Raw genomic sequence first — 25,185 nt, 5'->3', positions numbered from 1 at the left:
TTCTAGTTCGTTTTGATAGGTCCCGGCCCGCACACTGTGCGAGCCGGGACCTATCGGCTTAAACCGGTTGCAGTCCGTGGTTGCAGGTGAAAACAGCTGCTACGTGTGCGGGCGGCAAGGCGATATTTCGCGTTGCTACGGTTCCTTCAGGCCAGCGCGGCCGGTCGGCGTGCTTTGCGAGGCCTGCTCCAGGAGCGGATGGAGCTTACTGCGAAGGCCGGGCACCGCATGGTGCCCGGCCTTCAAGCCTGCCAGCTTGAGACTAGCGCTTAGCCTCCTGCCGGCGATCTTTAGAAGCGCAAGGTGCGCAGGTAGTTGTAACCCACCTCGGCGGTCTGCAACGGGGTGACGTCCGGGCGGTCGTTCTCCACGATGAACTCCTTCGGGCGGTGGGCCGCGAAAATGCGTGAGAAATCGATGGCACCGGTGCCGAGATCCGCGAAGTCGCCCGCGGTATCGCGATCTTTGACGTGGTACTGCAGTGTCTTCTGCGGTGCCTGGGCGATCGTGTCAATCGCGAACTGTATCGGATCTTCTGCGCCGACGCCCACGCCGCCGGTGACGGCCCAGTAGAGGTCGACCTCTAGGTGCACGAGGCGCGGATCGAGTCGGCTGGTGAAGATGTCCCACGGGGTTTCGCCATTGCCGAGGTCGGTCGTGAACTCGTGGGCATGGTTGTGGTACCCGTATTTCAGGCCCACTGCGGCCGCGGCCGCGGCCTCTTCGTTCATCTGGTCGGCCCAGCGGCGCCAGTCGTCGGCGTTGTCGGAGACGAGGTAGGGCACGTTGATATAGGTCTGGCCCAGCGTGAGCGCATCGGTGAGCTTTGCCTCCAGATCCGCGGCTGAATTGCTGATGCCATTGTGGCTGGATGACGGGGTGAGGCCCAACGAGTCAAGCGTGGCACGCATTTGCCCTGCGGTGCGGCCGTAGAGGCTTGATAGCTCTATCTTGGTGTAGCCGTAGTCGGCCAGGGAAGCCAGGGCGCTGTCGACGCCCTCGCCTTGCATGATCGAGCGGAGCGTGTAGAGCTGGATGCTGATCTGTCCTGGAGGCACCGGTCGGCGGCCAGTGGGTGCAGCCAGCGCGGTGGTTCCGCCGAGAGCGACGAGTCCGGCGCCGGCGCCGAGGGCTGCCGCGCTACGGAGGAAGCCGCGCCGCCCCACGTCCTTCTGCTCGAGGGAGCGTTTGAGAGCCGCGGGGGCATTGAATCCGAAGCACATAGTGATGCCTTTCTGGCGTGTGATAAACGCCAGCGGCAATCAGCACCAGCGCTTGGAGTATGTGACGCATGCAACACTATTTCCAGACTTTGTTGTCTGTCAAGCAAAAATCGTCGACAATCGACAAAAGGTCGTTTCTTCGCTTGGCTTAGTCTCCCTTGAGCCCATTCACGAGGGCATCGATATGCTTCGGCGACATGGCGTGGTGGATGGCCAGCATGCTGGCGCCGAGCACACCGGCGTCCTGTCCGGCTCCGGACTGGACGATCCGCAGGTGCTGGGTTGCGACCGGGATGGCCCGCGAGTAGACCACTTCGCGTATCCCGGCGATGAAGTGCTCGCCGGTGAGTGTCATCGAGCCCCCGATGACGATGACGGATGGGTTGATGAGGCTGACGCAGGCGGAGAGGACCTCGCCCACATCGCGGCCGGCTTGGCGGACGGCGTGCACGGCCTCGGCGTTGCCCGATTTGACGAGCGCGACCACGTCTTCACTGGAATTTGCGTCCAGGCCGAGGGCGTTGAGCTTCTTGGCCACGGCGGGTCCCGAGGCGACCGCTTCGAGGCAGTCCAGGTTTCCGCAGTGGCAGGTGATGCCCGAGCCGTTATGCACGCGGATGTGCCCGATATCGCCGGCGACGCCGTCGGCTCCCCGCTGCAGTCTCCCGCTCGAGATAAGGCCCGAACCGATGCCCGTGGCGATCTTCACGAAGAGCATGTTGTCCACCTCCGGCCACGAGACATTGCGCTCGCCCAGGGCCATGATGTTCACGTCGTTGTCGACGAGCACCGGGACATGGAAGTGGTCCTGCAGCAGCCCCGGAACGTCGAATCCGTTCCAGCCGGGCATGATGGGCGGGTTGAACGGGCGGCCGGTGCGGTGTTCTACCGGACCGGGGATCCCGACGCCCACCGCCAGCAGGTCGGTCAGCGCGTGATCGCTCGCCTCCAGCAGCTCCTTGCCCAGCTCGACGGCGGCTTCGAGGACGACATTTGGACCCTGGGATACCTCGATATTCCGCCCGTCCTCACGCAACCGATGCCCGAGCAGGTCGGTGAGTGCCACGCGCACGTGGGATGCGCCGATGTCGATGCCGAGAACCACCTTGCTGCCTGCGTTCAGTGCAATGCGTGAGGAAGGGCGCCCGCCGGTGGAGGTGGCGTCGTCCACGAACCCCACGAGCCCGAGGGCCATAAGCGCTTCGATGCGCAGGGTGATCGTGGAGCGGGCCAAGCCCATCATCTCCGAGAGCTCCGTGCGCGTGCGCGCTCGTCCGTCGCGGAGGATCTGGAATAGTTCGCTGGCACCTGAGCCGCTGAGGCCGCTGAAGTTGCTTATGTCATTCATCGACTAATTACAGCATACTAATCGACGGAACGCGCTCTGCGCTCCATGGGCACGGCTCACCAAGGGGTTTGTGGTGTGAAGCGACATATGGAAACGGCCCTGCGCCTCGCGCGCAGGCATGGGCAAATTGGCGCTAAACCGCAGAATCGCGTCTTGCGGCGATGGAAGGTTGCGCATAGGTTTCGAAGACGCATCGTCAAACTAGATAGATTCGTTACTTATCCTCATTTGTCGTGCTAGTTTCATGTGACCGGGATCTCATATGGCCGGTAGGTGCGTTTTTGCACGCTCTGCCGGCTGCGTCGCACCGTGCCACTACATCACGAGAAGCGCATGACGAAGGGCAATTATGATCGGCCGGGCAATGCGCAGGCAAGGGCGTGCCCGCCAGCAAGATCTCCACCAGATTTTCAGCTATTTGACGTGGGGAAACGAGGTTGGGACCGAGTCGGTGCTCGCCGAGTTGGCCGACATCGGATACCGAAACATCGAGCCCTTCGGCGATACCATCGAGTTCGCCAAGACCGTTGGCCAGAAATACGTGGGTTCGGGCGGTGCCGCCTCCCCGGGCATTGGAAACCTTGAGGACACCCTTGCCACCGTCCAAACCCTCAACCGGCTCGGCGAGCGGTCCAAGAAATCCGATACGGGCAAGATCTTCGTGCACAACCACCAGGGTGAATTCACCAGCCAATACCCCACCCGAAGACCGGCGAGCTCATGAGCGCCTGGGAGCTGCTGGCCGAATACACCGATTCGCGGTATGTCAGCTTCGAACTGGACGTGCTCTGGGCGACTGACGCCGGCGTGGATGTCGTGCAGATGCTCCAGGAGCGCGCCATACCGACCGATGATGTGGGGGGAGTGGCAGATCGACTGGTCGCCCATCCTGGATGCGGCGCGCCGCCGCGAAACAGCACTTTCGCACGAGCATCACCGCTCGCACCACAGTATGTGAAAGGACAATGAGGTGGGAACACCAGCCAACCTGGACATTAACGAGGACGAAATCGCGGACGGGGAATCCCTGGCGCTTCCACGGTGGGGTGGGTGGGCCTCTGGCTCGTCGGCGCCCGCGGTTCGGTGGCGGCCACGACGGCCATCGGTTGCGCAACCGATCAGGAGGGCTTCGCCTTCGGAGATACCGTCAGCTACGAGGTCCAGGTCTCCTGCGACCAGCCGGTTGACTGCGTGCGCGTGGAAGTGAGCTGCATCTTGGGCCACCACCCGCAGGCGACCACCAGCGGCTGCACCGGCTCCTTCATCACCACGGTGCCTGCTAGCTGTTTAAACCCGGACGCAACCTACCGATTAATTTTCCCGGTCCGCGGATGCCGCGCGCAGCACGCCGGCGGGATCAGCCAACAGCGGGGCGAAGGCCAGCTCGGCGGCACCCACCAGGATGAGGCTCTCGCCGAGCGGGGCAAGCTCGATGCGCACCTGCTCACGAGCGCCGCGCGCGGCACCGAGGGACACGGCCCCCTCCACGATATCGGGCATCGCCTCGGCCAGGATGCGCAGGAATCCGCCGAGCACGATCAGCGACGGGTTCACCTGGTGCACCACGCCGCGCAGTCCCACCGCGAGCAGGCGGGCCTGCCGGGAGAGAACCTCGCGCAGCTGCGCGGAGGCCTCGCCGGATGCGAATAATCCGAGCACGCTTTGTTCCAGGTCCTCGGCCCGGTCCACCGGCAGCTGCACAGCCCGAAGCAGTTCTTCCCGGGTGACTTCGGCTTCGAGGCAGCCCGAGGAACCGCAGGAACAGGCTGCTCCGTCCGTGCGCACCAGCATGTGCCCCAGTTGCCCGGCGAACCCGGTCGCCCCGTGCATCAGCTTGCCTCCGCTGACGATCCCGCCGCCGATGCCGCTGGCTCCGCCGAAGAGGTAGACGAAGTCCGCGACTTCCCGGCCCGCGCCGAAGGCCGCCTGCGCCCGGGCTCCGACAACGGCGTCGTTCGCGCAGGCCACCGGCAATTGCAGGGCCTTGGCCAGCTGCGCGGCGAGCGGCTGCTCGCGCCAGCCGAGCTGCGGTGCCTCGATCACCGTCCCATCGGCGGGGTCGACGAGCCCGGGGACGGCCACACCGATGCCGACCACACGGAAATGCGCGGGCAGGGCCGCGGCCATGCCCGCGTAGACGGCGGAGACGATATTCACGACCTCCGGCATGGAGGGGGCGCGGACGGTATGGAAACGCACGGGGTTGACGATATTCCCGCCGAGGGCCACCAGTGCGACGCCGACGGCGTCTACATCGGGGTTGACGGCCAGGGCGAGCACCGACGGGCCGGGATTGATCATGATGCTGGGGCGGCCGTGCTGCTGGCTCTGGTCCAGATCGCTCTCCACGACGAGGCCGAGCTGCACGAGTTCGCCGACAAGAGCGGCGATGGTGGAGCGGTTCAGCCCCGTGGTGCGGGTGAGCTGGGCGCGGGAGAGACCCGCGGAGCTGTGCACGAGGCCCAGTACGGTGGAGAGGTTGTGCTGCCGCGTCGAGTCGCGGTTGTTGCCCAGCCCGGCGCCGGCCGGACGCACGCCAGCGGGTTTCGACGAATTGCTATCCACTTCCGGACCGTCACTTTCTGGCAGGCTGCCGTGCCTGCTTCCGCTTACATGCTATCTGCAGCGACGCGCCAAACAGTGACCTTCGATCGGCGATTCAAGTGATGATTCCGGCCGGATAGACGCGGTCAACGGCGCAAAGCAGAGGTTCGCGCAGCGCCCTGGGAAGGGTCTCCGGGACGCCGCCGTGCTCCAGCTGCGCCAGGGCGAAGCCGGCGTGCTGTGCGGCGAGGTCGATCGCGAAGTCCTTGGCACCGCAGCCGACCAGGACTGAACGGACGCGCTCGGCGCCGTCCGCGGTCAGCTCCGGGGACCCGATGAGATCGGCGATGCCCGCGTAGCGGCCGACTGACTTCACGCGGCGCACACCGGCTCGGGAGCCTGGGCGAGTTTCGCCCCGGCTTGCAACGGGGCCTCGAAGGAGTACACAGAGGTCTCTGCCGTGCGGTCTTGACGATGTCTTCCAGCTCGGGCATCGTCTGGGAGCTGCTGATCTCGATGTCGAAGATCTCGCCGCCGACCGAGGCAAATTCCGCCTAGTCGAGCACCTCGTGCAGCTTCCGGTGGATGGGCTCGGGCACCTCGATCGACCTCAGCAGCCGGGCGCCGCCGGCCGCGGCGCGCTCCAGGGCTTCCCAGAGCTCCACGTAGGCTGCGCCAACCAAGTTTGCGCGAAGCTTCGCTTCGGTGAAAAAGCGCTGGAGGGCCTGTTCGGCCAGTTCGCCGCCCGCTGCCGGATCCATGTCGTGCCCCTAGGCCTTCACCGGTTGCTTCTTGGCCTTGCGCTCCTTGCGGACGGCGAAGCGCTGCTGCAGCAGGACGGCGAGCACGATGATGGCGCCCTTGGCCAGGGCCTGGACGGAGGTGTCCATGTTGTTCTGCGTGAACACGTTGGTGAGCGTGCTGAAGATGAGCACGCCGAAGACGGTGCCCATGACGGTGCCGCGGCCGCCTGCGAGCAGGGTGCCGCCGACCACGACCGCGGCGATCGCATCGAGCTCGTAGAGGTAGCCATGGGTGGAGGTGCCCGAGGTGGTGCGCCCCATCATCATCAGGCCGGCGATGCCAGCGGCGACGCCGGCCAGCACGTAGAGCGAGACGATGTGGCGCTTGACCTTGATGCCGGCCAGGCGGGAGGCTTCGAGGTTGCCGCCGATGGCCACCGTGCGGCGTCCGAACGTGGTGCGGTTGAGCAGGAACCAGCCGGCGGCGGAGACCAGGGCGAAGATCCATACGAGCACCGGCACGCCGAGGAAGTCGGCGCGCATGAAGCCGGTGAAGTCGGTGTTGGTCACCAGCAGGGTGCGGCGCTCGGAGATGATCTCGGCGAGCCCGCGGGCGGCCACCAGCATGGCCAGCGTGGCGATGAACGCCACCACATTGCCGTAGGCGATGATCACCCCGTTGATCAGGCCCGCGAACGCGCCGACCAGCAGGGCCACCACGACCATCACCAGCCACGTCGATTCCGCCGCGGCCGTTTGGACGACGGCGAGGCTGCCGACCACCGAGGTCAAGCCCAGCACGGAGCCGACCGACAGGTCGATGCCGCCGGCGGTGATGACAAAGGTGACCCCGATGCTGAGCACCCCGATGATGGAGGCATGGCGCAGGATCACCAGCATGTTGTCCGAGGACATGAAGCGGTCCCCGCTGGTGATCAGGCCGATGGCCACCAGCACGGCCAGCGCGAGAACCAGGCCGATGCTGCGCGCGGCGGGGCCGTGCAGGAGATTGCCGAGGAGTCCGCTGGCGCCGCCGGAAGTGGCGCCGGGGTCCGGGGTCTGGGCCGAAGAGTGTTCGATGACCTGGGTCTTTTGCTTGCTCACGCGGCACTTCCCTTCATGACGAGGTCGAGCACGCCGTGCTCGTCGATATCGGTTGCGGTTCTCTGGGCGAGGACATGCCCGTCGTCGACGACGAGCACATTGTCGGCGAGGCCGAGGACTTCCTCGATCTCGCTGGAGATGACGATGATGGCGGTGCCGGCGTCGGCCAACCGCCGGATGAGCGTGTAGATCTCGGCGCGGGCGCCGACGTCCACGCCGCGGGTCGGCTCGTCCAGCAGCAGGACCTTGGTCCCGTGGACCAGCCAGCGGGCCAGGAGGATCTTCTGCTGGTTGCCGCCGGAGAGCGTCCGGGCGGGCCGCTCCGGATCCGCAGGGCGCAGCTCCAGGGCCTCGATCTGCTCCCGCGCGGCTCGCCGCTCGGCGTTTTCGTCGAGCAGCCCGGTGCGCGCGAAGCGTTCGAAGGTGGACAGCGTGACGTTCTTGTAGATCGGCTCGTCCAGGATCAGGCCCTGGCTTTTGCGTTCTTCGGGGGATAAGCCGATCCCGGCCTCGACGGCGGAGCTGACCGATCCCGGAACCAGCTTCTTGCCGTTCACCGTGACCTGGCCTGCGGTTGCCTTGCGGGCGCCGTAGATGGTCTCGACGATCTCCGAGCGCTGCGAACCAACCAGCCCGGCGATGCCGAGGATCTCGCCGGCGCGGACCGTGAAGCTGAGTTTGGCGAAGTGCCCCTCCAGCTCCAGGGCCGCTACGTCGAGCACCACGGGCGCATCGAGCGGGAGGGGCCGGCGCTCCGGGAACACGTTTGCGACATCGCGGCCGGTCATCCGGCGGATGAGTTCCGCCTTGGGGGTCTGGGCGACGTGCAGGTTGTTCGCCGTGCTTTGCCCGTCCTTGATGACCGAGATCCGGTCCCCGATCTCGCGGATCTCCTCCAGCCGGTGGGAGATGTATACGACGGCGATGCCCTGGGCGGTGAGCTCGCGGACCACGCGGAAGAGGTTCGCGACCTCGCCGGCATCGAGGATGGCGCTGGGCTCGTCCATGATGATCAGCTTGGTGTCCCGGGAGAGGGCGCGGGCCATGCTGACGATCTGCTTGTTGGCGGTGGAGAGCGTGCCAACCTCGCGCGCTGGCGACAGGTTGCCGTGTCCGAGGCGCTGCAGCAGCGACCGGGCGGTCGCGTGGGCCCTTTTCACGTGCAGCACGCCCCGGGTCGCATGCTCGTGGCCCAGGAAAATGTTCTCGGCGATGCTCAGCCCGTCGACGACGTCGAGTTCCTGGTACATCGTGGCGATGCCCAGATCCAAGGCCGCGGTGGGCCCGGGCAGGCTGATCTGCTGGCCTTCCCAGAAAATTTTGCCCTCGTCGGGTTGGTGGACCCCGGACAGGGTTTTGATCAGGGTGGACTTGCCGGCGCCGTTCTGGCCCATGACGCAGTGGACCTCGCCCGGGAGCACGGAAAGGTCGACGCCCTTGAGTGCTTGGACGGCTCCGAATCGCTTGGTGAGCCCGTGCACCTCGAGCAGAGGACGGGGCTTTTCATCTTGCAGCATGTGATGAACCTAACACATTATGTCGGCAATCGGTAGAAGTTCGTCGATTTTCTCCGATCTTCTGTTATTGTGATTGTAATCACGCTGGCTGGTGCCCGAATAATTCGGGCTGCACACGGCGGCGTTGTACCTAACTCATTGAGGAGATAGACATGTTTGCTGTTCATTCCGGACGGAAGATGCTCATCACCACCGGTGCCCTCTTGGCGGTTGGCGCGCTCGTCACCGGCTGCTCGTCGGGCTCCGATGGCGGCAGCGCGCAGCCTTCCAACGCCTCGATCGAAGGCAATTCGGCCGCGGGCGAGGAGGTCGTGATCGGCTTCTCAGGCCCGGCGGCCGACCACGGCTGGCTCGGCGCCATCAACTCGGCCGCCATCGCGCAGGGCGAGGCGTTGGAAGACGTGGACCTGCGCGTCGCCGAAGGCACCAACGATGCGAACCTGCAGATCAGCCAGGTTGAGCAGTTCATCAACGACGGCGTCGACGTGATTGTGCTGCTGCCCACCGATGGCACGGCGCTGACCGCCGTCGCAACCAAGGCCATGGACGCCGGTATTCCGGTGGTCAACGTGGACCGTGAGTTCTCCAACCCCGCCGCCGCCCGCACCACGATCCTTGGCGACAACTACGGCATGGGCCGCAGCGCCGGAAACTATATCTGCGAGCGCCTGGGGGACAAGCCGGACGCGGTGGTCGCCGAGATCCCGGGCATTGACTCCCTGCCGCTGACCCAGGACCGCAGCAAGGGCTTCGAAGACGCCTTGAAGGACTGCGGCCTCAATGTGGATAACCGCGTCCCGGCCGACTTCACGGTAGCCGGCGGCGAACAGGCGGCCTCGCAGCTGCTCTCCGCCGCCCCCAAGATCGACGCGCTCTGGAACCACGACGACGATCAGGGCCACGGCGTGCTGGCCGCGATCGACAGCGCCGGGCGCGACGAGTTCTTCATGGTCGGCGGCGCCGGCTCCGCCAACGCGATGGAGCTGATCAAGGGCGGGGAGTCCGTACTCGAAGCCACGGTCCTCTACCCCTCCACTCAGGCCGCAGACGGCGTTCGCCTAGCCCGACTGATCGCCCAGAACAAGGCCATGAGCGATCTGGTCGAGGTCGAGGTCCCGAAGCGCATCGTCTTGAACGCCCCGGTGGTCACGGTGGACAACGTCGATCAGTACCTGCCGACGGCGTTCAGCTCTTAACCGGCCCAGGCAACGGATCGGGGCGGTTCTCCGTTCACCGGCGGACCGCCCCGGCCAGCGCCCCCACGTCTACCCCTCGCAGGAGGAAACACATGCCCAACCAAAAATCAGCCCTGAGAATCGCCCTGATCGGGCACGGCTTCATGGGCGCCGCGCATTCGCAGGGGTGGCGCGTCGCGCCGCGATTCTACGATCTGCCGATGCAACCGGAGATGACGCTGCTGGTCGGCCGCAATGCCGCCGGCGTCGAGGCCGCCGCCGCGAAGTGGGGCTGGGCGGAGACGTCGACCGACTGGCGCGAGGCTATCGAGCGCGAGGACATCGACGTGGTGGACATCGTCACCCCGGGCAACTCGCACGCCGAGATCGCGATCGCCGCGCTCGCCGCCGGAAAGCACGTCTTGTGCGAGAAACCGCTGGCCAACACGCTCGAAGAGGCCGAGGCGATGGCCGCGGCCGCCGAAAGCGCAGGCAAGAGTGTCCAGGCGATGCTTGGATTCACCTACCGCCGCGTGCCCGCGGCGGCGTTTGCGCGGCAACTGGTCGGCTCGGGCACCATCGGCCAGGTCCGCCAGGTCCGCGCCTCCTATCTGCAGGACTGGCTCCACGACGCCGACGCCCCGCTGACCTGGCGGCTGCAGAAGGAGCACGCCGGCAGCGGCGCGCTCGGGGACCTCGGGGCCCACGCCGTGGACCTCTCCCAGTTCATCACCGGGCAGAAGCTCACCGGCGTCAGCGGCATTCTCGAAACCTTCGTCCACGAGCGGCCGCTGCCCGGAGCGGAGTCGCAGCGCGGGGAGGTCAGCGTGGATGACGCCGCGATGTTCACCGGCCGGTTCGACGGCGGAGCGATCGGCATCTTCGAGGCCACCCGCATGGCCACCGGACGCAAGAACTCGCTGCGGATCGAGGTCTCCGGCTCCAAGGGGGCGATCACCTTCGATTTGGAGAACTACAACTCGCTGGGCTTCTACGATGCCACCGCGCCGAATACCCTCCAGGGCTTCACGAATATCATGGTCACCGAGCCGGAGCACCCCTACATGTCCGCGTGGTGGCCCACCGGGCACGCGCTCGGCTACGAGCACGGTTTTGTGCACCAGGCCAAGGACTTCGTCGAGGCGGTCGCCGAGGGCCGGCAACCCGAGCCCTCATTCGCGGACGGCCACCAGGTCCAGCGCGTGCTCGACGGCGTCCAGCGCAGCGCGCAGAACGCCAGCGCCTGGGCCCAGACGCTCTAGGCCCAGCGCACCGCACCGCATCTCAGCACGAAGGAACCGAGCAAAGGAGTACAAGGATGGCACGCGATTTCACCCTGTTCACCGGCCAGTGGGCCGACCTGCCGCTGGAAGAGGTGGCCCGCCTCGCCGCGGGCTGGGGCTACGACGGCCTGGAGATCGCCGTCTCCGGAGAGCACCTCGACGCCTGGCGCTGGGACGATGACGACTACATCGCCGAGCGCCTCGGCATTCTGCAACGCCACGGCCTGAAGGTCTGGGCCATCTCCAACCACCTGAAGGGCCAGGCGGTCTGTGATGACCCGATCGACTTCCGCCACCAGGCGATCGTCGGTGAGCGGGTCTGGGGCGACGGCGACCCGGAGGGCGTCCGCCAGCGGGCGGCCGAGGAAATGAAGAACACCGCCCGGCTGGCCCAGCGCCTGGGCGTGGACACCGTCGTCGGATTCACCGGGTCCTCGATCTGGCAGTACGTCGCGATGTTCCCGCCCGTTCCGGGCGAGGTCATCGAGGCCGGCTACCAGGACTTCGCGGACCGCTGGAACCCGATTCTGGACGTCTTCGATGAGTGCGGGGTGCGGTTCGCCCATGAGGTGCACCCCTCGGAGATCGCCTACGACTACTGGTCCACGGTCAAGACGCTGGAGGCGATCGGGCACCGTGAAGCATTCGGGCTGAACTGGGATCCGAGCCACATGGTGTGGCAGGGGATCGACACGGTGGCGTTCATCTCCGACTTCGCGGACAAGATCTACCACGTGGATTGCAAGGACACCCGGATGCGCATGGGCAACGGCCGCAACGGCGGGCTCGGATCCCACCTGCCCTGGGGCGACCCGCGGCGCGGCTGGGACTTCGTCTCGGCCGGACGCGGAGATGTGCCGTGGGAGGACGCCTTCCGCGCGCTCGCGGCGATCGGCTATGCCGGCCCGATCTCGATCGAGTGGGAGGACGCCGGCATGGACCGACTCTACGGTGCGCCCGAGGCGCTGGCGGCGCTGAAGAAGCTGGACTTTCCAGCGTCCTCCACGTCCTTCGACGCGGCCTTCAAGCAAGGCTGAGCCGGAGCGTCTGCGCCGCCGCGCGGGATGCGCCCGCTGCGATCTGGGCTTGCAGCTGAGCCCAGATGGCTAGTCCCGGAACTCTGCCCCGCACAAACTTCCGTGGTCAGTAGCGACCACGGAGTGTTTGTGCGGGGCATCGGTCTTCTAATTGGGCCAGCTCCCAGCGCCATCGCCGGCAACCACTCGTTGGTCCGCGCCCCGTGGCGTTCGGACCCGGGCTGGCCGAATTATGGCTTCCCGTTCTTCCGGTCCGGACGCCGCATATGGCCTTTGGACTCCTCGGGGAGGAAGCATCCGAAGTCCTTGCCGGAAGATTCCATGTCGGCCAGGAACTTCTGATTCTCGAAGACCGGGTGCCGGCTGCCGCACAGGACCTGGTTGAGCGTTGCGCGTTCGCCAAACACTCGGAGTCCCCTCCGGGCTTGCCAGCAGAAATTGGCGTAAGCCCAGGAAGAGCTTGTGGTGCGAGGCGCAGCATCCGTTGCCCGAGTGCCCGGACCTGGCCGGCGCGATTGGCCGTTCTACGCGATCCGCAGCGAGGGATCGGCTATGCAGCGATTCGGCTCGGATGGACGAAGTGTGAGTGCTACGGGATGTCGGGGGAGAAGCCGCGCAGAACATGCTGCTTGCTCCGCGCGGAGTGCTTTCGGGCCACTGGGCGATCGCCAATCGAATACTGGGATCAACCGGATCATTGCTCTTCACAGTTCAGGCCGATCTGATGAAGCGAATTAGTGCCCACTCATTGATCGAGAGCGTCATTTATGGGTGGAAGCGTCACCGATATCGTGCGACAAAACGGTTCTCAATATGCAGACATAGCTCATTGGACTGGAACTTTCCGTTGTGGCATTCACGCTGATGTGCAGCGGTATAAAACAGTCCTCTGGTCGAGTCGCTGGCGTGATACCGCGATCGGTCGAGCTATGTTCGGAAAAACATGGTTAGCATCGGGTCGTGGTTTCCGAGTGCTCGAACGTCTTGCCCGCGAATCAGCACCTGCCCGCTTAGGATAGAACTTGAGCTCTGTCAACGTGGCCGCGGAGAAAATGGAGGACATCGTTTCAGTGGATATCGGGGGAATGAAATTGCAGCACCAGAACTTACTGGTGACGCTCTACGGTTTGTATGGACAGCCCTCCAGCGGCTCCTTCCCGGTATCTGCAATCGTTGAGATGTTCGGCGCGTTGGGGATCAAGTCCCAAGCGTCCCGGTCGACGATTTCGCGTTTAAAAAGTCGTGGTGTGCTCATCAATGAACGCACCGGCAGCGATTCGCATTATCAACTTTCCGCCGAGATTCTCGATGGCTTCCGCAAGGACGATCAGCGGATTTTCGCCCCGTCTCGCTCCAGCTCCGATGAATCTCTGATCCTGGCCATATTTTCGGTGCCCGAGAGCGAGCGGAATCGCCGTTACGAACTGCGTTCGGAGTTGGCGAGCATGGGTTTCGGAATGGTTGCAAGCGGTGTCGCCGTCGGGCCCCAATTGGCATTTGAGCAGGCCAAAGCACGGCTGAACGCACGAGGATTATCGGGGTATGTTGAATTTTTCCGTGCCGACTACATGTCACCGGAAGATATTCAAGATCGGGTGGCGCAATGGTGGGATCTCCAAGCGCTTGACCAGCAGTACACCGACTTCTTGCAACTGTACGTAGGGCGCTTGGGGGCTTGGCAGGAAAAGCTGGCAAAGCCAGTGGAATCCGATGAGCAGCGCATGGATCTTGAACGAGAAGCTTTCGCTTTCTATGTACCAATGCTGACCCGTTGGCGGCATTTTCCGTATCGTGATCCGAACCTTCCCTTCGAATACCTGCCCGAAGGATGGAAAGCACCGCAGGCCAAGAACACGTTCCTGGCATTGCATGAGCTGCTGGCGCCGCAAGCGGAGCTGTATGCCAATCAGTTACTCGGCCTGCGCATTGGCTGACGCCCGGGTCATCCAGTTTCGGACCGCGTCCCAATGGTGCTTCTTGGGATCAATGGCCTCGAAATGGTCCAAGTGCGGATGAAACATGGCTGTCTGCTGAGCTTTGTCTCCCAGTGATTGAATATACTGCCGTGTATGTTCCAATGGCACACGGTCGTCATCTTGACCGTGGACCAGGAGCATGGGCACCGCAGGGGACGGCTGGTGGCAAGGTGAGGCCTGCCGGTATGTCGTTGGCGCATCGCTGGGTGTACGTTCAAAATATTCTTTGGCCGCGGAATCACCGAGGTCTTCTTCAAAGACCTTGATGGCATTGGTGACCGGTGCAAGTCCTACTACGGCATCGGCGCGATCGGCATTGAGCAGAACCAGCTGCCCGCCCACCGAATGCCCGATAAGGACCAAGCGATCGGGGCGATCTTCGCGGCGAAGTGTGCTCCGGATCAGCTCGATCGCCAAAGCTACATCCACGGATGGTGTGGGCCAGGGATGCTCAGGGCCGCGCCGGTATTCCACGTTGGCCACGTTCCAGCCCGCCTGCAATAGATCCTCGAGCATGGGCTGCATGACCGCGGCATTGATCCGCTGCCTCCAGTAGCCGCCATGGACCAGAACCGCGGTGCCGCGTGAAGGCTGAACTCGTGAGTGCACCAGGGTGAGATGCTGATCGGGGTGGTCGCCGTAACTCAATACTTGGCTATCTTGCGAGTTTTGCGTCACGGGCCGTTCCCTTCGCCGGTAAACGGCCAGCAGGATGTTCCTGCCGGCCGTCTGGAATTTCTATAGATTCTAGTCTGCTCCGGGCACCGATCCCGGTGGCAGGAAATTGACGTCACGCAGCGCCGAGCGGCGTACAACTTCCTCGGGATCCGCCAAGTCATGGAGCTCATCGAAGAGGGTGGCGAGTTGTCCCGCGGGGCTGACCCAGAACAGCGATTTCGCCGGTTTTTCATCTTTGATGTAGTAAGCGTGCGGAAGACCCATGGGCATGCGAACGGTGTCGCCGGGACCGGCCTTGAACCATTCGCCGTCTAGATAGAGGGTGTAGGTGCCCTCCATGATGTAGAGGTGCTCATCCTGGGTCGGGTGAACGTGTGGCGGGACACCGGTTCCTGAAGGATCCAGAGACAACCACGCAAAGCTGCTGGAGCTTTCAACCTTGGAAAGGTACGTGTGGCCAAGGACGTTCCATGTTTTGTTGCCCATCGACTCGCTTGCCAAGGTAATGCCCTTGGGCAGGTCGCCCAGGATGATTTCTTGACCCTGCTGCTGCTCCATTTTGACTCCTTTGTGGGGTAACGAACTCTCGCGTTCAGCATGGCATAGATCACATTGGATATGCAATAGGTCTTGCGATCGCAAAATATGGTGTATATGATTTCTATCACTTCGGTCATCACTGCCGAACGCTTTCACACCCTCGCAATTCACGCATCGCGGTCGATGGGACCCTTTGCTGCCCACAACGAGTTAGGCATCAATGTGAATACCAAACAGAGAACAGGAATGAGCGTTTACACGCTCGGTACCGGAGGCGGCCCTATAGTCTCCAGTTCCCGTGCTGGGACCAGCACGGCGATTCGAGTCGATGGGGCAACCTATGTCATCGATTGCGGAATGGGAAGTATCCGCAACTACCGGTCGCACGCCGATTGGGGCGAGTTGCGGGCCGTGTTGTTGACCCATCACCACTCTGATCACATCTACGATCTCGGTGCGTACTTGGTGACCGGATGGCAAGTTCCGGGTGAGTCCTTTACCCGTCCTATTCAGGTTTACGGTCCCGGGCGGCCGAATCGCATGCCTGCCCTCGACCGAAAGCATGAGGAGCAGATCGCCGCGCGCGTGGCCGACCGTGAAATGACAAGCACGGAAGAAATCGTGGACGCCCTGCTGGACAAGGTCTTTGCCTCGGACGTGGTCATCCGCATGGCTGACGAAGGGCGAGATGAGCCCCATGAATGGATCCAGGCGCACAACATCCAGATCCCGGAACCTGTGCGGGCCTGTGCCGTGGAGAACCGGCACCCGGAGATGGAACCATTCGAAATCTACCGCGATGAGCTAGTCACCATTTCAGCAATCCTTGTTGACCATCGCTTGTGCTTCCCCGCTTTCGCCTATCGTATTGACTCGCGCTATGGGTCTGTAGTGGTTTCGGGTGATACCGCGTATTCCGAGAATTGCGTGAAGCTCGCCCAAGGCGCCGACCTGCTCCTGCATGAAGTCATCGATCTGCCAGGGATTCTGGCTACGTTCCCGGACGGTCCCACGCGAGACGGGATCGAAGTGCATCTGCGCGAGTCGCATACTCCATATAGCGAGGTTGGCAAAGTGGCGCAGAAGGCCAACGTTTCTTCCTTGGTGCTGCACCACATTGTTCCCAACACCCCAGGCGCCGCGGATCTGGTAGCCATGCTAGATACCGCACGTGAAGATTTCGCCGGTACCGTATCCGTTGCTGAAGACAACGACGTCTTTGAAATTGGAAGCGTAAAGTTGCAACTTGCCGGCACCGAAACCAAGAGGAGCTTGGTATGAGCGCTACACAGAACCTCTCCGATCACACCTTGAGTGCTGCCATTCGCAATGGCAAGATGAATCGACGAGCGTGGGTTGTCACCGGCATGCTCGTGCTCTTTCAAATAATCAACTTTGCGGACAAGGCTGTTTTGGGTCTGGTGGCCGACCCGGCGATGCGCGAACTGGGATTGACCGCCGGACAGTTCGGATTCATCGGCAGCGCGTTCTTCTTCCTCTTTGCCATCGTTGGCGTAGCGGTCGGTTTCCTGGCCGGTAAGGTGTCGACGCGTTGGATCCTCTTGACCATGGGCATAGCGTGGGCTGTCCTGCAGTTCCCCATGCTCTTTGGCGGAGGCGCCGCGGTCCTGCTGGTGACACGTATCTTTTTGGGCGGTGCCGAAGGTCCCGCCACGCCCATTTCACTGCAGCATGCCCACGGATGGTTTAAGCCTAAAGAGCGCGGGCTGCCCAGCAGCATTATCGCCGCAGGCTCTACCTTAGGTCCGATTCTCGCTGCACCTGCCCTGGCCTGGATTATTGCCCACCCAGCCTTGGGCTGGCGTTGGGCCTTCGGCTTCTTGGGACTTGTCGGATTGCTCTGGAGCGTGGCCTGGCTCATTGTCGGCCGCGATGGACCCTTCAGCCATTCCAAAGACGGCAAAGCGCGGTCTCAGGACAAGACCCAGGATGCGCGGCCGATTGCACCTGAGGCACCGAAGAAGGCCGAGGACCCCTCGGAGCCGGTGGCGGAATTCGAGCCGAACGGTACCGGCAGTATTGCCGATTCGTCGGATCTGCTGAAGATAGTGCCAATCCGACGCGTTCTAGGATCTTGGATGTTCGTAGCCGCGGTGTTGGCTGGTGCTGGATGCTTCTGGGCGCAAGGTTTCCTGACCACTTGGTCCCCGAAATATCTAGGTTCTGTGGTGGCGCTGTCTCCAGAAATGATTGGCCTCGTCTCGACATTCCCCTGGGTCGTCGGCGCCATCGCGCTGTTGATTCTGGGCTTTGGCTCGCGCTACCTGATGAAACGTGGGGTTACCGTGCGTTGGGCGCTCGGTGCACTTTTCGGGGCAACCTTGCTGATCTCGGGCGTGTGCTTCTCGATTCTTCCATTCCTCTCGGGGTACGCCGCGGTGGCCATGTTGACCTTGGGAGCCGGCACGGCCATGATCTATCCGCTGGCACCAACTGCGATCGCCTTCAGCGTCTGTTCCAAGCAGCGTGCGGCAATTATGGCCACGTTGACGGGCCTGGCGTCGGTGGGCGGCGTGATCGCTCCAGCCATGGTGGGTGGTCTGATGGATCGGGCGGGGTACGTGCCCAGCCCCAAGGGCGTTGCGGATACGGCTGAAATGGCTGCATTGCTGGCACAGGGGATGAACTCTTCGTTCGGGATGATCGGAATCTACCTGGTCGTCGTTGGCATCTTCTGCGTACTGATGCTCAATCCGGACCGGACGGCCCGTAAGCTGCAAACCAGTTTCACGTTCACCGGCTGACAATCCAGTAGGGGTTTTGGGTATTCTCTTTGCTCCCGTGGCTCGCTGGCTTGCGCAGCGATCACCGCGGGAGCAAAGAGGGGTTCAGGCTTGGGACGAACCCGGAATTCTCGTGAGACGAGATCCCATCCAAAGAACATGGGGAACGCCGGGCGCGGCAAGCTCAAATTACCTGCGCACATCGCCGGCCCATTCGATGATTTTTGTGTTTTTTATGGGCGATTCGGAAGTCGCCCAGAGCGCAATCCACCAAGGTGGATCCAGCGGTCAATGGCGAGGTGCGCGAACTGCAGGTCCTGAATTCTGCGGAGCTAGGCTGGATCGGTGGAGTTTCCGTTTCAGCAACGGCGGAGTTTCATCCGCGATGTGCGGTGAACTCCGGAGCGTCAAACGCAATGGCACTGAAGCGAACCAGCGGCGCCGATGAGTGCATTCGCGGCATGAACTGCGCCAATACTGCGGCCGCCTATCGAACCTCGCCGATAGGAATTGGGGAATGTGCCTTGATCAATTTGCGCCACCAGGTACGAACTGCGATCGGTCGCTTCGGTTCCGGAGATCATGGCACGGCGGTGCAGAACCTGGAATCGACCCGGGCAGCGGTGCTTGCATCGGCTGCTGCTCAGCCGAGTGCATGGGCAAGTCGCGGTAGAAGGTTTTTCCTTCTTGCACGCAAGCGAACACGGCCTCGGCCCACGCGAGAATGCGTGATCCGAAGCCGTGCCTGCAAAAATACGGGGGTAAATTCCTGCGGATTAGTCCACTGCTAGCTCGCGTTCGACGGCGGTATTTGGGGACCGGTTCTCCACGATTCGCGGTGGTATCAGGGACACCGCAATCGCCGCTACGACTCCAACGATTGCGAAGAAGACAAAATTGAATTCGAAGCTAATCCCCGTTGCCGCGATCCAGCCACCGATGATGGGACCCGATATTGCACCAATGCGGGCGAAAGACAACGCCCAGCCGGTGGCGGTGCCGCGTTGGGCCGCCGGATAGTAGTCGGCAATGTAGCCGGTGAGCACCAACGAGGTGGAGATCGAACCAATACCGGCGAAGGCGACAAAGCACAGGTTGATAAACATGGTGTTCGGAAACATCAGCAGCAAGATTCCACCAGCCCCCAGCAGATAGAAGATCACCAGGATGGTCTTCTGGCCGTATTTATCAGCCAGATATCCGAGGATCAATCCGCCGACGGCCGAGGCCAAGGAGAAGACCAACAAGAAAGTCAGCGAGGACCCGAGGTCGTAGCCAGCTTTGCGCATGATTTGCGGCAGCCAAGTGTTCAGGCCATAGACCAGCACCATGCCGCAAAACAGTGAAATCCAGAAAAAGACCGTGGAACGCAGGTATTTACCAGAGAACATCGCCGACATGACTTCTCGCCAAGGAATCTTTCTGCCTGGCTGAGCCGGAGCGACCGGCTGGTAATTGGGCACCTTGAGCTTCGAGGCCAGTGCCTTGGCTTCGGCCAGGCGTCCCTTGGACACCAAGTACTCCAAGGATTCAGGGAGAATCCAGGCGATAATCGGCAGCAGCACAACCGGCAATGCGCCGACAGCTACAACCCAACGCCAGCCAAGTACCGGAAGGAGCGCCATGGCAACCAGAGCAGCGGCAACAATTCCCAAGGAGTATCCCGAATACATGATGCCGTAGTTCAGCGATCGTTTTCGAGGCGCGGAATATTCGATGGTCAGGGCCGCTGCCACCGGTATGATCCCGCCCATTCCCAGGCCGCCGAGGAACCGGAACAGTCCGAAGATTTCAGGTGTGGGGGCAAATGCCGCACCTGCTTGGGTGATAGTGAAGATCACCATGGCGAGCAGTAGCATCCGCTTGCGGCCGATAACGTCGCTTAGGGTCCCGATAAACAGGGCGCCAAACAGCATGCCGACCAGCGCGTAGGCGCCGAGGCCGCCCAGTTCGAGAGGGGTGAGCGACCATTCTTTGTACTCGGCGAGGGCCGGGAGGACCGCACCGAGCACGCCGACGTCGTAGCCTTCGGCCAGAATTGCCAGCCAACAGGCAAAGAGCACCAATCCCGTGGTGCGTTTTGGGATGTTCCATTCGGTTACTGCGGTGGGTGAGGCCATACCGTTCTCCTGGCGTAGGGGTGGTCGTTAGCGCCCGAATGGGCCTAGCCAGTATTATTGCCTTAAAGTGACGTGCGTTACAATAGTTCTATAAAAGAAAGGTGAACATGACTTTCCATGGACGGGAACCAATGACTGGTGCGCCTGAAGCCGTTGCGGCCGAGGTGTCCGAGTTCCTCGGGGCTGCGCTCGCCGGAAGCTCGCTGGAACGAACTGTCGAATGGGTTGACACGGACGCTGCAGGTCATCAGCACAATTCGGTGATCATGCGCTTCGTTGAAGCCGCCGAGTCGAAGCTCTTTAGAGAGCTCGGCCTGAAGGGTTATTTTCCCATTTCACCGCGGGTCAGGCAGGAAATAGATTTCAAGTCCAAGCTGTATTTCGGGCAGTCTGCAACGGCGGCGATCCGCATCGACAGATTGGGGACCAGCTCCATGCACTTTGCCTTTAGGGTGTGGGGTCACCCGTTCGAGGGCAACGGTCTGGCAGTTGCTGCCGAAGGCAAGGTCATTACCGTCTGCGTGCCTGAAGGGTCATCGGGATCCGGGCCCTGGCCTGCGGAAATTCGGCAGACCATTGTCGACGCCCAGGCAAGTGGTGGGCGGCAGTAAGGGGTTGGCCCAATGCAGGGCTTTGCCCGGTCGGTGCCGCGAAGCGCGGGCGGGAATTGGTGCGCGCCTGATGCGCATAGCTCTTCTCGGAGCATGGATTCGGTGGTAGGTTGAAGTCGTCCAATGGCTATGACGGCCGTCATACATGTTCAATGCCCAGTCAAGTTTTCGCCAGTTATCGGAGTTCTCATGACCCAGCTAGCCCACGTTCTGTCTTCACTCGCCAGTGGAACTGTGACTGTTCACGACCTGACGGCGCCGCTCTCCGTCAATACACCGACCCTTGTGCTGCCGGAACCCTTCTCCAACTTAATAGACTTCAGCATCGAGGAAGTTTCCGCATATGACGAACCCGGCCCATTCTGGAAGCACCATAACATCCATACCGGAGAGCATATCGGCACGCACATCGACGCCCCGATCCATTGGATTTCGGGGCGGGACGGCAAGGACGTGTCACAGATCGATCCGCAGCGACTGGTCGGGCCGGCGGTGGTCCTGGACTTCAGCGCCGAGACCGCCGAGAGTCCGGATTACCTGATCACAGTTGATGATCTGAAAGCCTGGCAGGCTCAACATGGCGAGTTCCCGCCCAATTCATGGCTGCTCTTCCGCACCGGATGGGACCAATACGGAGAAGACAGTGCAGCGTTCCTGAACACCGATGAGCAGGGTTCGCATACCCCGGGATTCACCGCCGAATGCGCCCAATACATAGCCCAGGAGCTGGTGATCTCCGGGGTGGGCGTGGAAACCGTGGGCATCGACGCGGGCAACGCTGCCTTGCTCGATCCGCCTTTCCCGATGCACAACTTCTTGCTCGGCCATGACAAGTACGGCATCACTTCGCTGAAGAACCTCGATAAGCTGCCGGTCTTCGGAGCGCTGCTCGTGGTCGCCCCGCTGCCGATCGTTGGAGGCACCGGGGCGCCCGCGCGGGTTCTCGCACTGAGCTAGCGGCCGCCGCCGACTAGCTTGTCCGATTCCATATGGGTAAGGCCAGCGCTGCTCGCGTGGGCTGTTGCCCGGAACCGCTGGCGGCCAGGTACGCCCAGGCCGTCAGCGACAAACTACAAGCCTCTAAGGAATTCCTGATGAACGTCGCAGAACTCGTTGGCAAGACCCTCGCGGACCTCGGTATCGGACATGCTTTCGGCGTGGTGGGCAGCGGGAACTTTGCCGTCACCAACGCGCTGATCGAGTACGGAGTGCCCTATACCCAAGCACGCCACGAAGGCGGCGCGGCCACGATGGCCGATGCCTATTCACGCACCAGCGGCAAGGTGGGCGTGGTCTCCGTGCACCAGGGGTGCGGGTTGACCAACGCAGCCACCGGAATTGGCGAGGCCGCCAAATCACGCACCCCGCTGCTCGTCCTCGCCGCGGAGGCAGCACCCAGCGCCGTGTACTCGAATTTCGCCATGGACCAGGAAGCTTTCGCCACGTCCGTTTACGCGGTTTCCGAACGTGTGCACAGTGCGCAAAGCGCCGTGGCCGATACCGTCCGGGCCTACCGCACGGCGATCAACGACCGGCGCACCGTGGTACTGAATCTGCCGTTGAATATCCAGGTGCTGCCTGCCCCGGAAACGACCCAGGAGATCGAGGTGATACCCCGTGAACCGGTGCGTCCTTCCCGGGATTCGATCCGTGCGCTGGCGGTGCTGATCGAGAACGCCAGCCGCCCGGTTTTCGTCGCAGGACGCGGAGGACGCGGCGCCAAGGAGGAAATACGTTCTCTGGCCCGCCACACCGGCGCACTGGTGGCTACCTCGGCCGTCGCCAAGGGTTTGTTCAACGAGGATGAATTCAATCTCGGAATATCCGGCGGCTTCTCCTCGCCGCTGGCCGCCGAGCTGATCTCGGACGCGGATCTGATCGTCGGGTTCGGCTGCGCCCTGAATATGTGGACCATGCGCCATGGCCATTTGATTGGCGCTCGAACCAAGGTCGTCCAAGTGGATCTGGATGAACCGGCCTTGGGCGCCAACCGCCCGATCGACCTGGGAGTGGTTGGGGACTCCGCCGAATGCGCCCGCGACGTGCTGGAGCTGCTGCGCCGCGAGAAGGTCTCCGCCTGTGTTGGCTATCGCACCCCCGAGATCAGCAAGCGCCTGACCGAACGGATCCACTGGCAGCAGGTCGAGTTCGAGGATCTCTCCACGGAGTCGGCAATCGATCCGCGGACACTGAGTAAGGCGCTGGATGAGCTCCTGCCCGAGCGGCGCGTGGTCAGCGTCGACTCGGGGAACTTCATGGGCTACCCGAGCCAGTACCTCTCGGTGCCCGATGAGCATGGCTTCTGCTTTACCCAGGCGTTCCAGTCCATCGGCCTTGGCCTGTATACGGCGATCGGCGCCGGGCTGGCACGGCCCGATCGGCTGCCGGTGCTGGGCACCGGGGACGGCGGATTCCATATGGCCATCGCCGAACTGGACACCGCGGTGCGGCTGAAAATGCCGCTGGTCTGCATCGTCTACAACGATGCCGCTTATGGTGCCGAGGTGCACCACTTCGCTGAGTCGGGGCAAACCCCGGACATGAGCTCGGTGGTCTTCCCTGACACCGACTTCGCGGCCCTGGGCCGCGGCTTCGGCGCCTCGGGCATTACGGTGCGCACGGTGCAAGATCTACAGGAGGTGAAGCGCTGGCTGGATTCGGACCCATCGGGACCATTGGTCATCGATGCGAAGATCGCCTCGGATGGCGGGGCCTGGTGGCTGGCCGAGGCGTTCAAGGGGCACTAGAGGCGCGCTTCAGGTATCCGGTGAGCGGCAGCCGCCTCGACCGCTTCCACCCAAATGGAGCCTCCAATCTGCTGAGCGCTGAGAGCTCGGCATCCGGCCTAAGACCCGAACCTGCTGCCTATCGCCAATGAGCGAAAGGTGCTCCGGCGGTGCGAAAATTCCGGATGGCGTCCCAAGAAGTATCCACGCGGAGCTAAAAATAGTCGTGGCGTGCGCTGAGAAATCCTGCGCACGCCACGCCTTTGAACTCATTCCCTGGGGACCGGGCAGCTCATCGGTGAGTTCGGTCAGCCCACTCCTACCGAGGTGAGGGAATCTGGCTCATCTTCGGCTGCCTCATGGGATGCATCGGCTTCTTGAGCGGCCCGCATGCGTTTGCGCATGAGGAAGTAGAACCCGGCCACCACGGCCGCGAAGGGAATCCCGAAGATTAAGGTGAGTCTAAATTCTTCGATAAAGAGCGTAGTGACCAAAAGCGCCAGCATGAGCAGGACTCCCAGGACCGACCCGAGGGGGTAGAAGAAAAGCTTGTACTTCAGCGGTTCCCCGGTGCGGGCATGCTGGCGACGGAAGAACAGGTGAGTCAGGAAGATCAGCAACCAGGTGGCCATAGCCCCGAACATCGACAGGGCCATCATGAGGGTAAAACCCTTCTCCGGGTTCGTCGCGTAGATGATAGTCGCCACCGCGATTCCAGCGGCCGAGAGCAACAAGGCATTAACCGGTGCACCATTCTTGCGCAGACGGCCCAGGGCAACCGGAGCCTGCCGGGCGCGGGCGAGGGAGAACATCATGCGCGTGGAGATGTATAGCTGGGAATTCATCGCTGACAAGGCCGCCACGATCACCACGAAATTCAGCAGCGAGTCGGCAAACGGAATGCCAATGACCTGCATGACCGTGACGAATGGGCTGTCGCCTTGGAGGATCTCGTCCACCGGTGCAATTGCCAAGATCAGCGACAAGGTCAGGAGATAGAACAGAAATAAGCGCAGCAGGGTAACTTTGAAGGCCTTCTTGACCGCCGATTCCGGCTCTTTGGCCTCGCCCGCGGCGACCGCAATCATCTCGATGCTCAAATAGGAGAAGATCGAGAGCACGACCGCAAACCATACGCCTTGGATTCCGCCCATGAAGAATCCCTCGCCGGCGGTGTAGTTGCCCAATCCATAGGAAGGATCGGTTTTGCCGAATACCAATATGGCCGCCAGCAAGATGAACGCCACGATCGCAAACACTTTGACGGCCGAGAACCAATATTCCAAGGTCCCAAAGGCTTTGACGTTAAACATATTGACCCCGATGAGCAGCACCGACAGCCCGACAACCCAAATGATCGGCGGCACCTCGGGGAACCACATTTGCATGTAGTCGCCCACCGCAGTGATTTCGGTGCCGACCGCCAGAACAATGCACGACCAGTACAGGTACTTGAGCATGAATCCGGTGAAAGGATTGATGTAGTGCTCCGCGAAGGCGCCAAATGAACCTGTAGTCGAGTGCGCCACCGTCATTTCGGCGAGTGCGCCCATCAGCAGTACCGCGATAAATCCGCCGATGGCGTAGCTGATGATGACGCTGGGTCCGGCAAAGGAAATTGCGAACTTGCTGCCTAGGAACAGACCGGTGCCGATGGCCCCGCCCAGTGCAATCATACTTAGCTGTTTGGCACTTAATTGGCGCGAAAGCCCTGCTTCGTGATTTTTGATGCGCTCTAACCCAGGTATTTCATCGAGAGGCCAGTAATTAAGCGTCATTAACAAAGAAAAAGTGATCCTGAACTGCGAAAATAAAG

At 62.5% G+C, this 25,185-nt stretch carries 23 protein-coding genes and 1 pseudogene; 12 read left to right on the top strand and 12 right to left on the bottom strand.

Annotated features, from left to right (window positions below; genetic code table 11):
* Nucleotides 1–290: 290 nt before the first annotated feature.
* Together CQ017_RS17165 and CQ017_RS17160 are read right to left on the bottom strand one after the other, a co-directional pair.
* Complete coding sequence (locus CQ017_RS17165) at nucleotides 291–1,223, bottom strand: sugar phosphate isomerase/epimerase (protein WP_105554743.1); 933 nt, start codon at nucleotides 1,221–1,223, stop codon at nucleotides 291–293.
* A 148-nt stretch (nucleotides 1,224–1,371) separates the two neighbouring features.
* Nucleotides 1,372–2,571, bottom strand: coding sequence for an ROK family transcriptional regulator (locus CQ017_RS17160; protein ID WP_105554742.1), 1,200 nt, complete (start codon nucleotides 2,569–2,571; stop codon nucleotides 1,372–1,374).
* 364 nt (nucleotides 2,572–2,935) lie between these two features.
* Here CQ017_RS17160 and CQ017_RS17155 point away from each other — a divergent pair, with 364 nt between their 5' ends.
* Nucleotides 2,936–3,295, top strand: coding sequence for a hypothetical protein (locus CQ017_RS17155; RefSeq protein WP_146112527.1), 360 nt, complete (start codon nucleotides 2,936–2,938; stop codon nucleotides 3,293–3,295).
* Nucleotides 3,292–3,540, top strand: a complete 249-nt coding sequence (locus CQ017_RS17150) for a hypothetical protein (RefSeq protein ID WP_105554740.1) — start codon at nucleotides 3,292–3,294, stop codon at nucleotides 3,538–3,540. Before CQ017_RS17155 ends, CQ017_RS17150 begins: the two co-directional genes overlap by 4 nt.
* A gap of 342 nt (nucleotides 3,541–3,882) precedes the next feature.
* On the opposite strand, the gene CQ017_RS17145 is transcribed toward CQ017_RS17150, so the two are convergent.
* The 5 genes from CQ017_RS17145 to CQ017_RS17125 all read right to left on the bottom strand — a co-directional run bounded on the left by CQ017_RS17145 (nucleotide 3,883) and on the right by CQ017_RS17125 (nucleotide 8,479).
* Nucleotides 3,883–5,136: an ROK family transcriptional regulator gene (locus CQ017_RS17145; protein ID WP_258133786.1), complete on the bottom strand. Its 1,254-nt coding sequence runs from the start codon at nucleotides 5,134–5,136 to the stop codon at nucleotides 3,883–3,885.
* 94 nt (nucleotides 5,137–5,230) lie between these two features.
* The gene (locus tag CQ017_RS17140) at nucleotides 5,231–5,491 is read right to left on the bottom strand and encodes a hypothetical protein (RefSeq protein ID WP_146112526.1); all 261 of its coding nucleotides are present in this window, start codon (nucleotides 5,489–5,491) and stop codon (nucleotides 5,231–5,233) included.
* Between the two features lie 178 nt (nucleotides 5,492–5,669).
* The gene (locus CQ017_RS17135) at nucleotides 5,670–5,876 is read right to left on the bottom strand and encodes a hypothetical protein (protein WP_105554737.1); all 207 of its coding nucleotides are present in this window, start codon (nucleotides 5,874–5,876) and stop codon (nucleotides 5,670–5,672) included.
* A 9-nt stretch (nucleotides 5,877–5,885) separates the two neighbouring features.
* The gene (locus tag CQ017_RS17130; RefSeq protein ID WP_374955001.1) at nucleotides 5,886–6,962 is read right to left on the bottom strand and encodes an ABC transporter permease; all 1,077 of its coding nucleotides are present in this window, start codon (nucleotides 6,960–6,962) and stop codon (nucleotides 5,886–5,888) included.
* The gene (locus CQ017_RS17125) at nucleotides 6,959–8,479 is read right to left on the bottom strand and encodes a sugar ABC transporter ATP-binding protein (protein ID WP_105554736.1); all 1,521 of its coding nucleotides are present in this window, start codon (nucleotides 8,477–8,479) and stop codon (nucleotides 6,959–6,961) included. Before CQ017_RS17125 ends, CQ017_RS17130 begins: the two co-directional genes overlap by 4 nt.
* Nucleotides 8,480–8,631: 152 nt before the next feature.
* Here CQ017_RS17125 and CQ017_RS17120 point away from each other — a divergent pair, with 152 nt between their 5' ends.
* The 3 genes from CQ017_RS17120 to CQ017_RS17110 all read left to right on the top strand — a co-directional run bounded on the left by CQ017_RS17120 (nucleotide 8,632) and on the right by CQ017_RS17110 (nucleotide 11,974).
* Nucleotides 8,632–9,675 carry a substrate-binding domain-containing protein gene (locus tag CQ017_RS17120; protein ID WP_105554735.1) on the top strand — a complete coding sequence of 348 codons (1,044 nt, stop codon included), beginning with the start codon at nucleotides 8,632–8,634 and terminating at the stop codon, nucleotides 9,673–9,675.
* 92 nt (nucleotides 9,676–9,767) lie between these two features.
* On the top strand, nucleotides 9,768–10,916 hold the full coding sequence (locus tag CQ017_RS17115) for a Gfo/Idh/MocA family protein (protein WP_105554734.1): 1,149 nt from the start codon (nucleotides 9,768–9,770) through the stop codon (nucleotides 10,914–10,916).
* Nucleotides 10,917–10,972: 56 nt separating this feature from the next.
* Entirely contained in the window at nucleotides 10,973–11,974 is a 1,002-nt protein-coding gene (locus CQ017_RS17110) for a sugar phosphate isomerase/epimerase (RefSeq protein WP_105554733.1), read from the top strand.
* Nucleotides 11,975–12,204: 230 nt separating this feature from the next.
* On the opposite strand, the gene CQ017_RS18210 is transcribed toward CQ017_RS17110, so the two are convergent.
* Nucleotides 12,205–12,381: a hypothetical protein gene (locus CQ017_RS18210; protein WP_181150585.1), complete on the bottom strand. Its 177-nt coding sequence runs from the start codon at nucleotides 12,379–12,381 to the stop codon at nucleotides 12,205–12,207.
* 645 nt (nucleotides 12,382–13,026) lie between these two features.
* On the opposite strand from CQ017_RS18210, the gene CQ017_RS17105 reads away from it, so the two are divergent.
* Nucleotides 13,027–13,908, top strand: a complete 882-nt coding sequence (locus CQ017_RS17105) for a PaaX family transcriptional regulator C-terminal domain-containing protein (RefSeq protein WP_258133785.1) — start codon at nucleotides 13,027–13,029, stop codon at nucleotides 13,906–13,908.
* Here the strand turns inward: CQ017_RS17105 and CQ017_RS17100 are convergent.
* Both CQ017_RS17100 and CQ017_RS17095 read right to left on the bottom strand, forming a co-directional pair.
* A complete protein-coding gene (locus CQ017_RS17100; RefSeq protein ID WP_181148514.1) occupies nucleotides 13,885–14,628 on the bottom strand; it encodes a S9 family peptidase in 744 nt (247 codons plus the stop codon). The two genes, CQ017_RS17105 and CQ017_RS17100, sit on opposite strands and share 24 nt — an antisense overlap.
* A gap of 69 nt (nucleotides 14,629–14,697) precedes the next feature.
* Nucleotides 14,698–15,186: a cupin domain-containing protein gene (locus CQ017_RS17095; RefSeq protein ID WP_105554731.1), complete on the bottom strand. Its 489-nt coding sequence runs from the start codon at nucleotides 15,184–15,186 to the stop codon at nucleotides 14,698–14,700.
* A gap of 87 nt (nucleotides 15,187–15,273) precedes the next feature.
* Between CQ017_RS17095 and CQ017_RS18515 the strand changes: the two are divergent.
* From CQ017_RS18515 to CQ017_RS17085, 3 genes and pseudogenes are all read left to right on the top strand, one after another.
* Nucleotides 15,274–15,621: pseudogene (locus tag CQ017_RS18515) on the top strand (MBL fold metallo-hydrolase); the annotation flags it as partial.
* Between the two features lie 87 nt (nucleotides 15,622–15,708).
* Nucleotides 15,709–16,449 (top strand): MBL fold metallo-hydrolase, encoded by a 741-nt coding sequence (locus tag CQ017_RS17090; RefSeq protein WP_258133792.1) that lies wholly within the window; start codon nucleotides 15,709–15,711, stop codon nucleotides 16,447–16,449.
* Nucleotides 16,446–17,933 carry an MFS transporter gene (locus CQ017_RS17085; protein ID WP_105554730.1) on the top strand — a complete coding sequence of 496 codons (1,488 nt, stop codon included), beginning with the start codon at nucleotides 16,446–16,448 and terminating at the stop codon, nucleotides 17,931–17,933. Before CQ017_RS17090 ends, CQ017_RS17085 begins: the two co-directional genes overlap by 4 nt.
* A 755-nt stretch (nucleotides 17,934–18,688) precedes the next feature.
* Here the strand turns inward: CQ017_RS17085 and CQ017_RS17080 are convergent.
* Nucleotides 18,689–20,032 (bottom strand): aromatic acid/H+ symport family MFS transporter, encoded by a 1,344-nt coding sequence (locus tag CQ017_RS17080; protein WP_105554729.1) that lies wholly within the window; start codon nucleotides 20,030–20,032, stop codon nucleotides 18,689–18,691.
* A 131-nt stretch (nucleotides 20,033–20,163) separates the two neighbouring features.
* Between CQ017_RS17080 and CQ017_RS17075 the strand changes: the two genes are divergently transcribed.
* From CQ017_RS17075 to CQ017_RS17065, 3 genes are all read left to right on the top strand, one after another.
* The gene (locus CQ017_RS17075; protein WP_105554728.1) at nucleotides 20,164–20,643 is read left to right on the top strand and encodes a thioesterase family protein; all 480 of its coding nucleotides are present in this window, start codon (nucleotides 20,164–20,166) and stop codon (nucleotides 20,641–20,643) included.
* Between the two features lie 189 nt (nucleotides 20,644–20,832).
* Nucleotides 20,833–21,600: a cyclase family protein gene (locus tag CQ017_RS17070; RefSeq protein WP_105554727.1), complete on the top strand. Its 768-nt coding sequence runs from the start codon at nucleotides 20,833–20,835 to the stop codon at nucleotides 21,598–21,600.
* 137 nt (nucleotides 21,601–21,737) lie between these two features.
* Nucleotides 21,738–23,390, top strand: coding sequence for a thiamine pyrophosphate-binding protein (locus CQ017_RS17065; protein WP_105554726.1), 1,653 nt, complete (start codon nucleotides 21,738–21,740; stop codon nucleotides 23,388–23,390).
* Between the two features lie 287 nt (nucleotides 23,391–23,677).
* On the opposite strand, the gene CQ017_RS17060 is transcribed toward CQ017_RS17065, so the two are convergent.
* Nucleotides 23,678–25,099, bottom strand: coding sequence for an amino acid permease (locus tag CQ017_RS17060; RefSeq protein WP_258133789.1), 1,422 nt, complete (start codon nucleotides 25,097–25,099; stop codon nucleotides 23,678–23,680).
* Nucleotides 25,100–25,185: the final 86 nt, after the last annotated feature.

The organism is Arthrobacter sp. MYb224, from assembly GCF_002975455.1.
GTDB lineage: Bacteria > Actinomycetota > Actinomycetes > Actinomycetales > Micrococcaceae > Glutamicibacter.
This window is presented reverse-complemented; position numbering and strand designations above follow the sequence as displayed.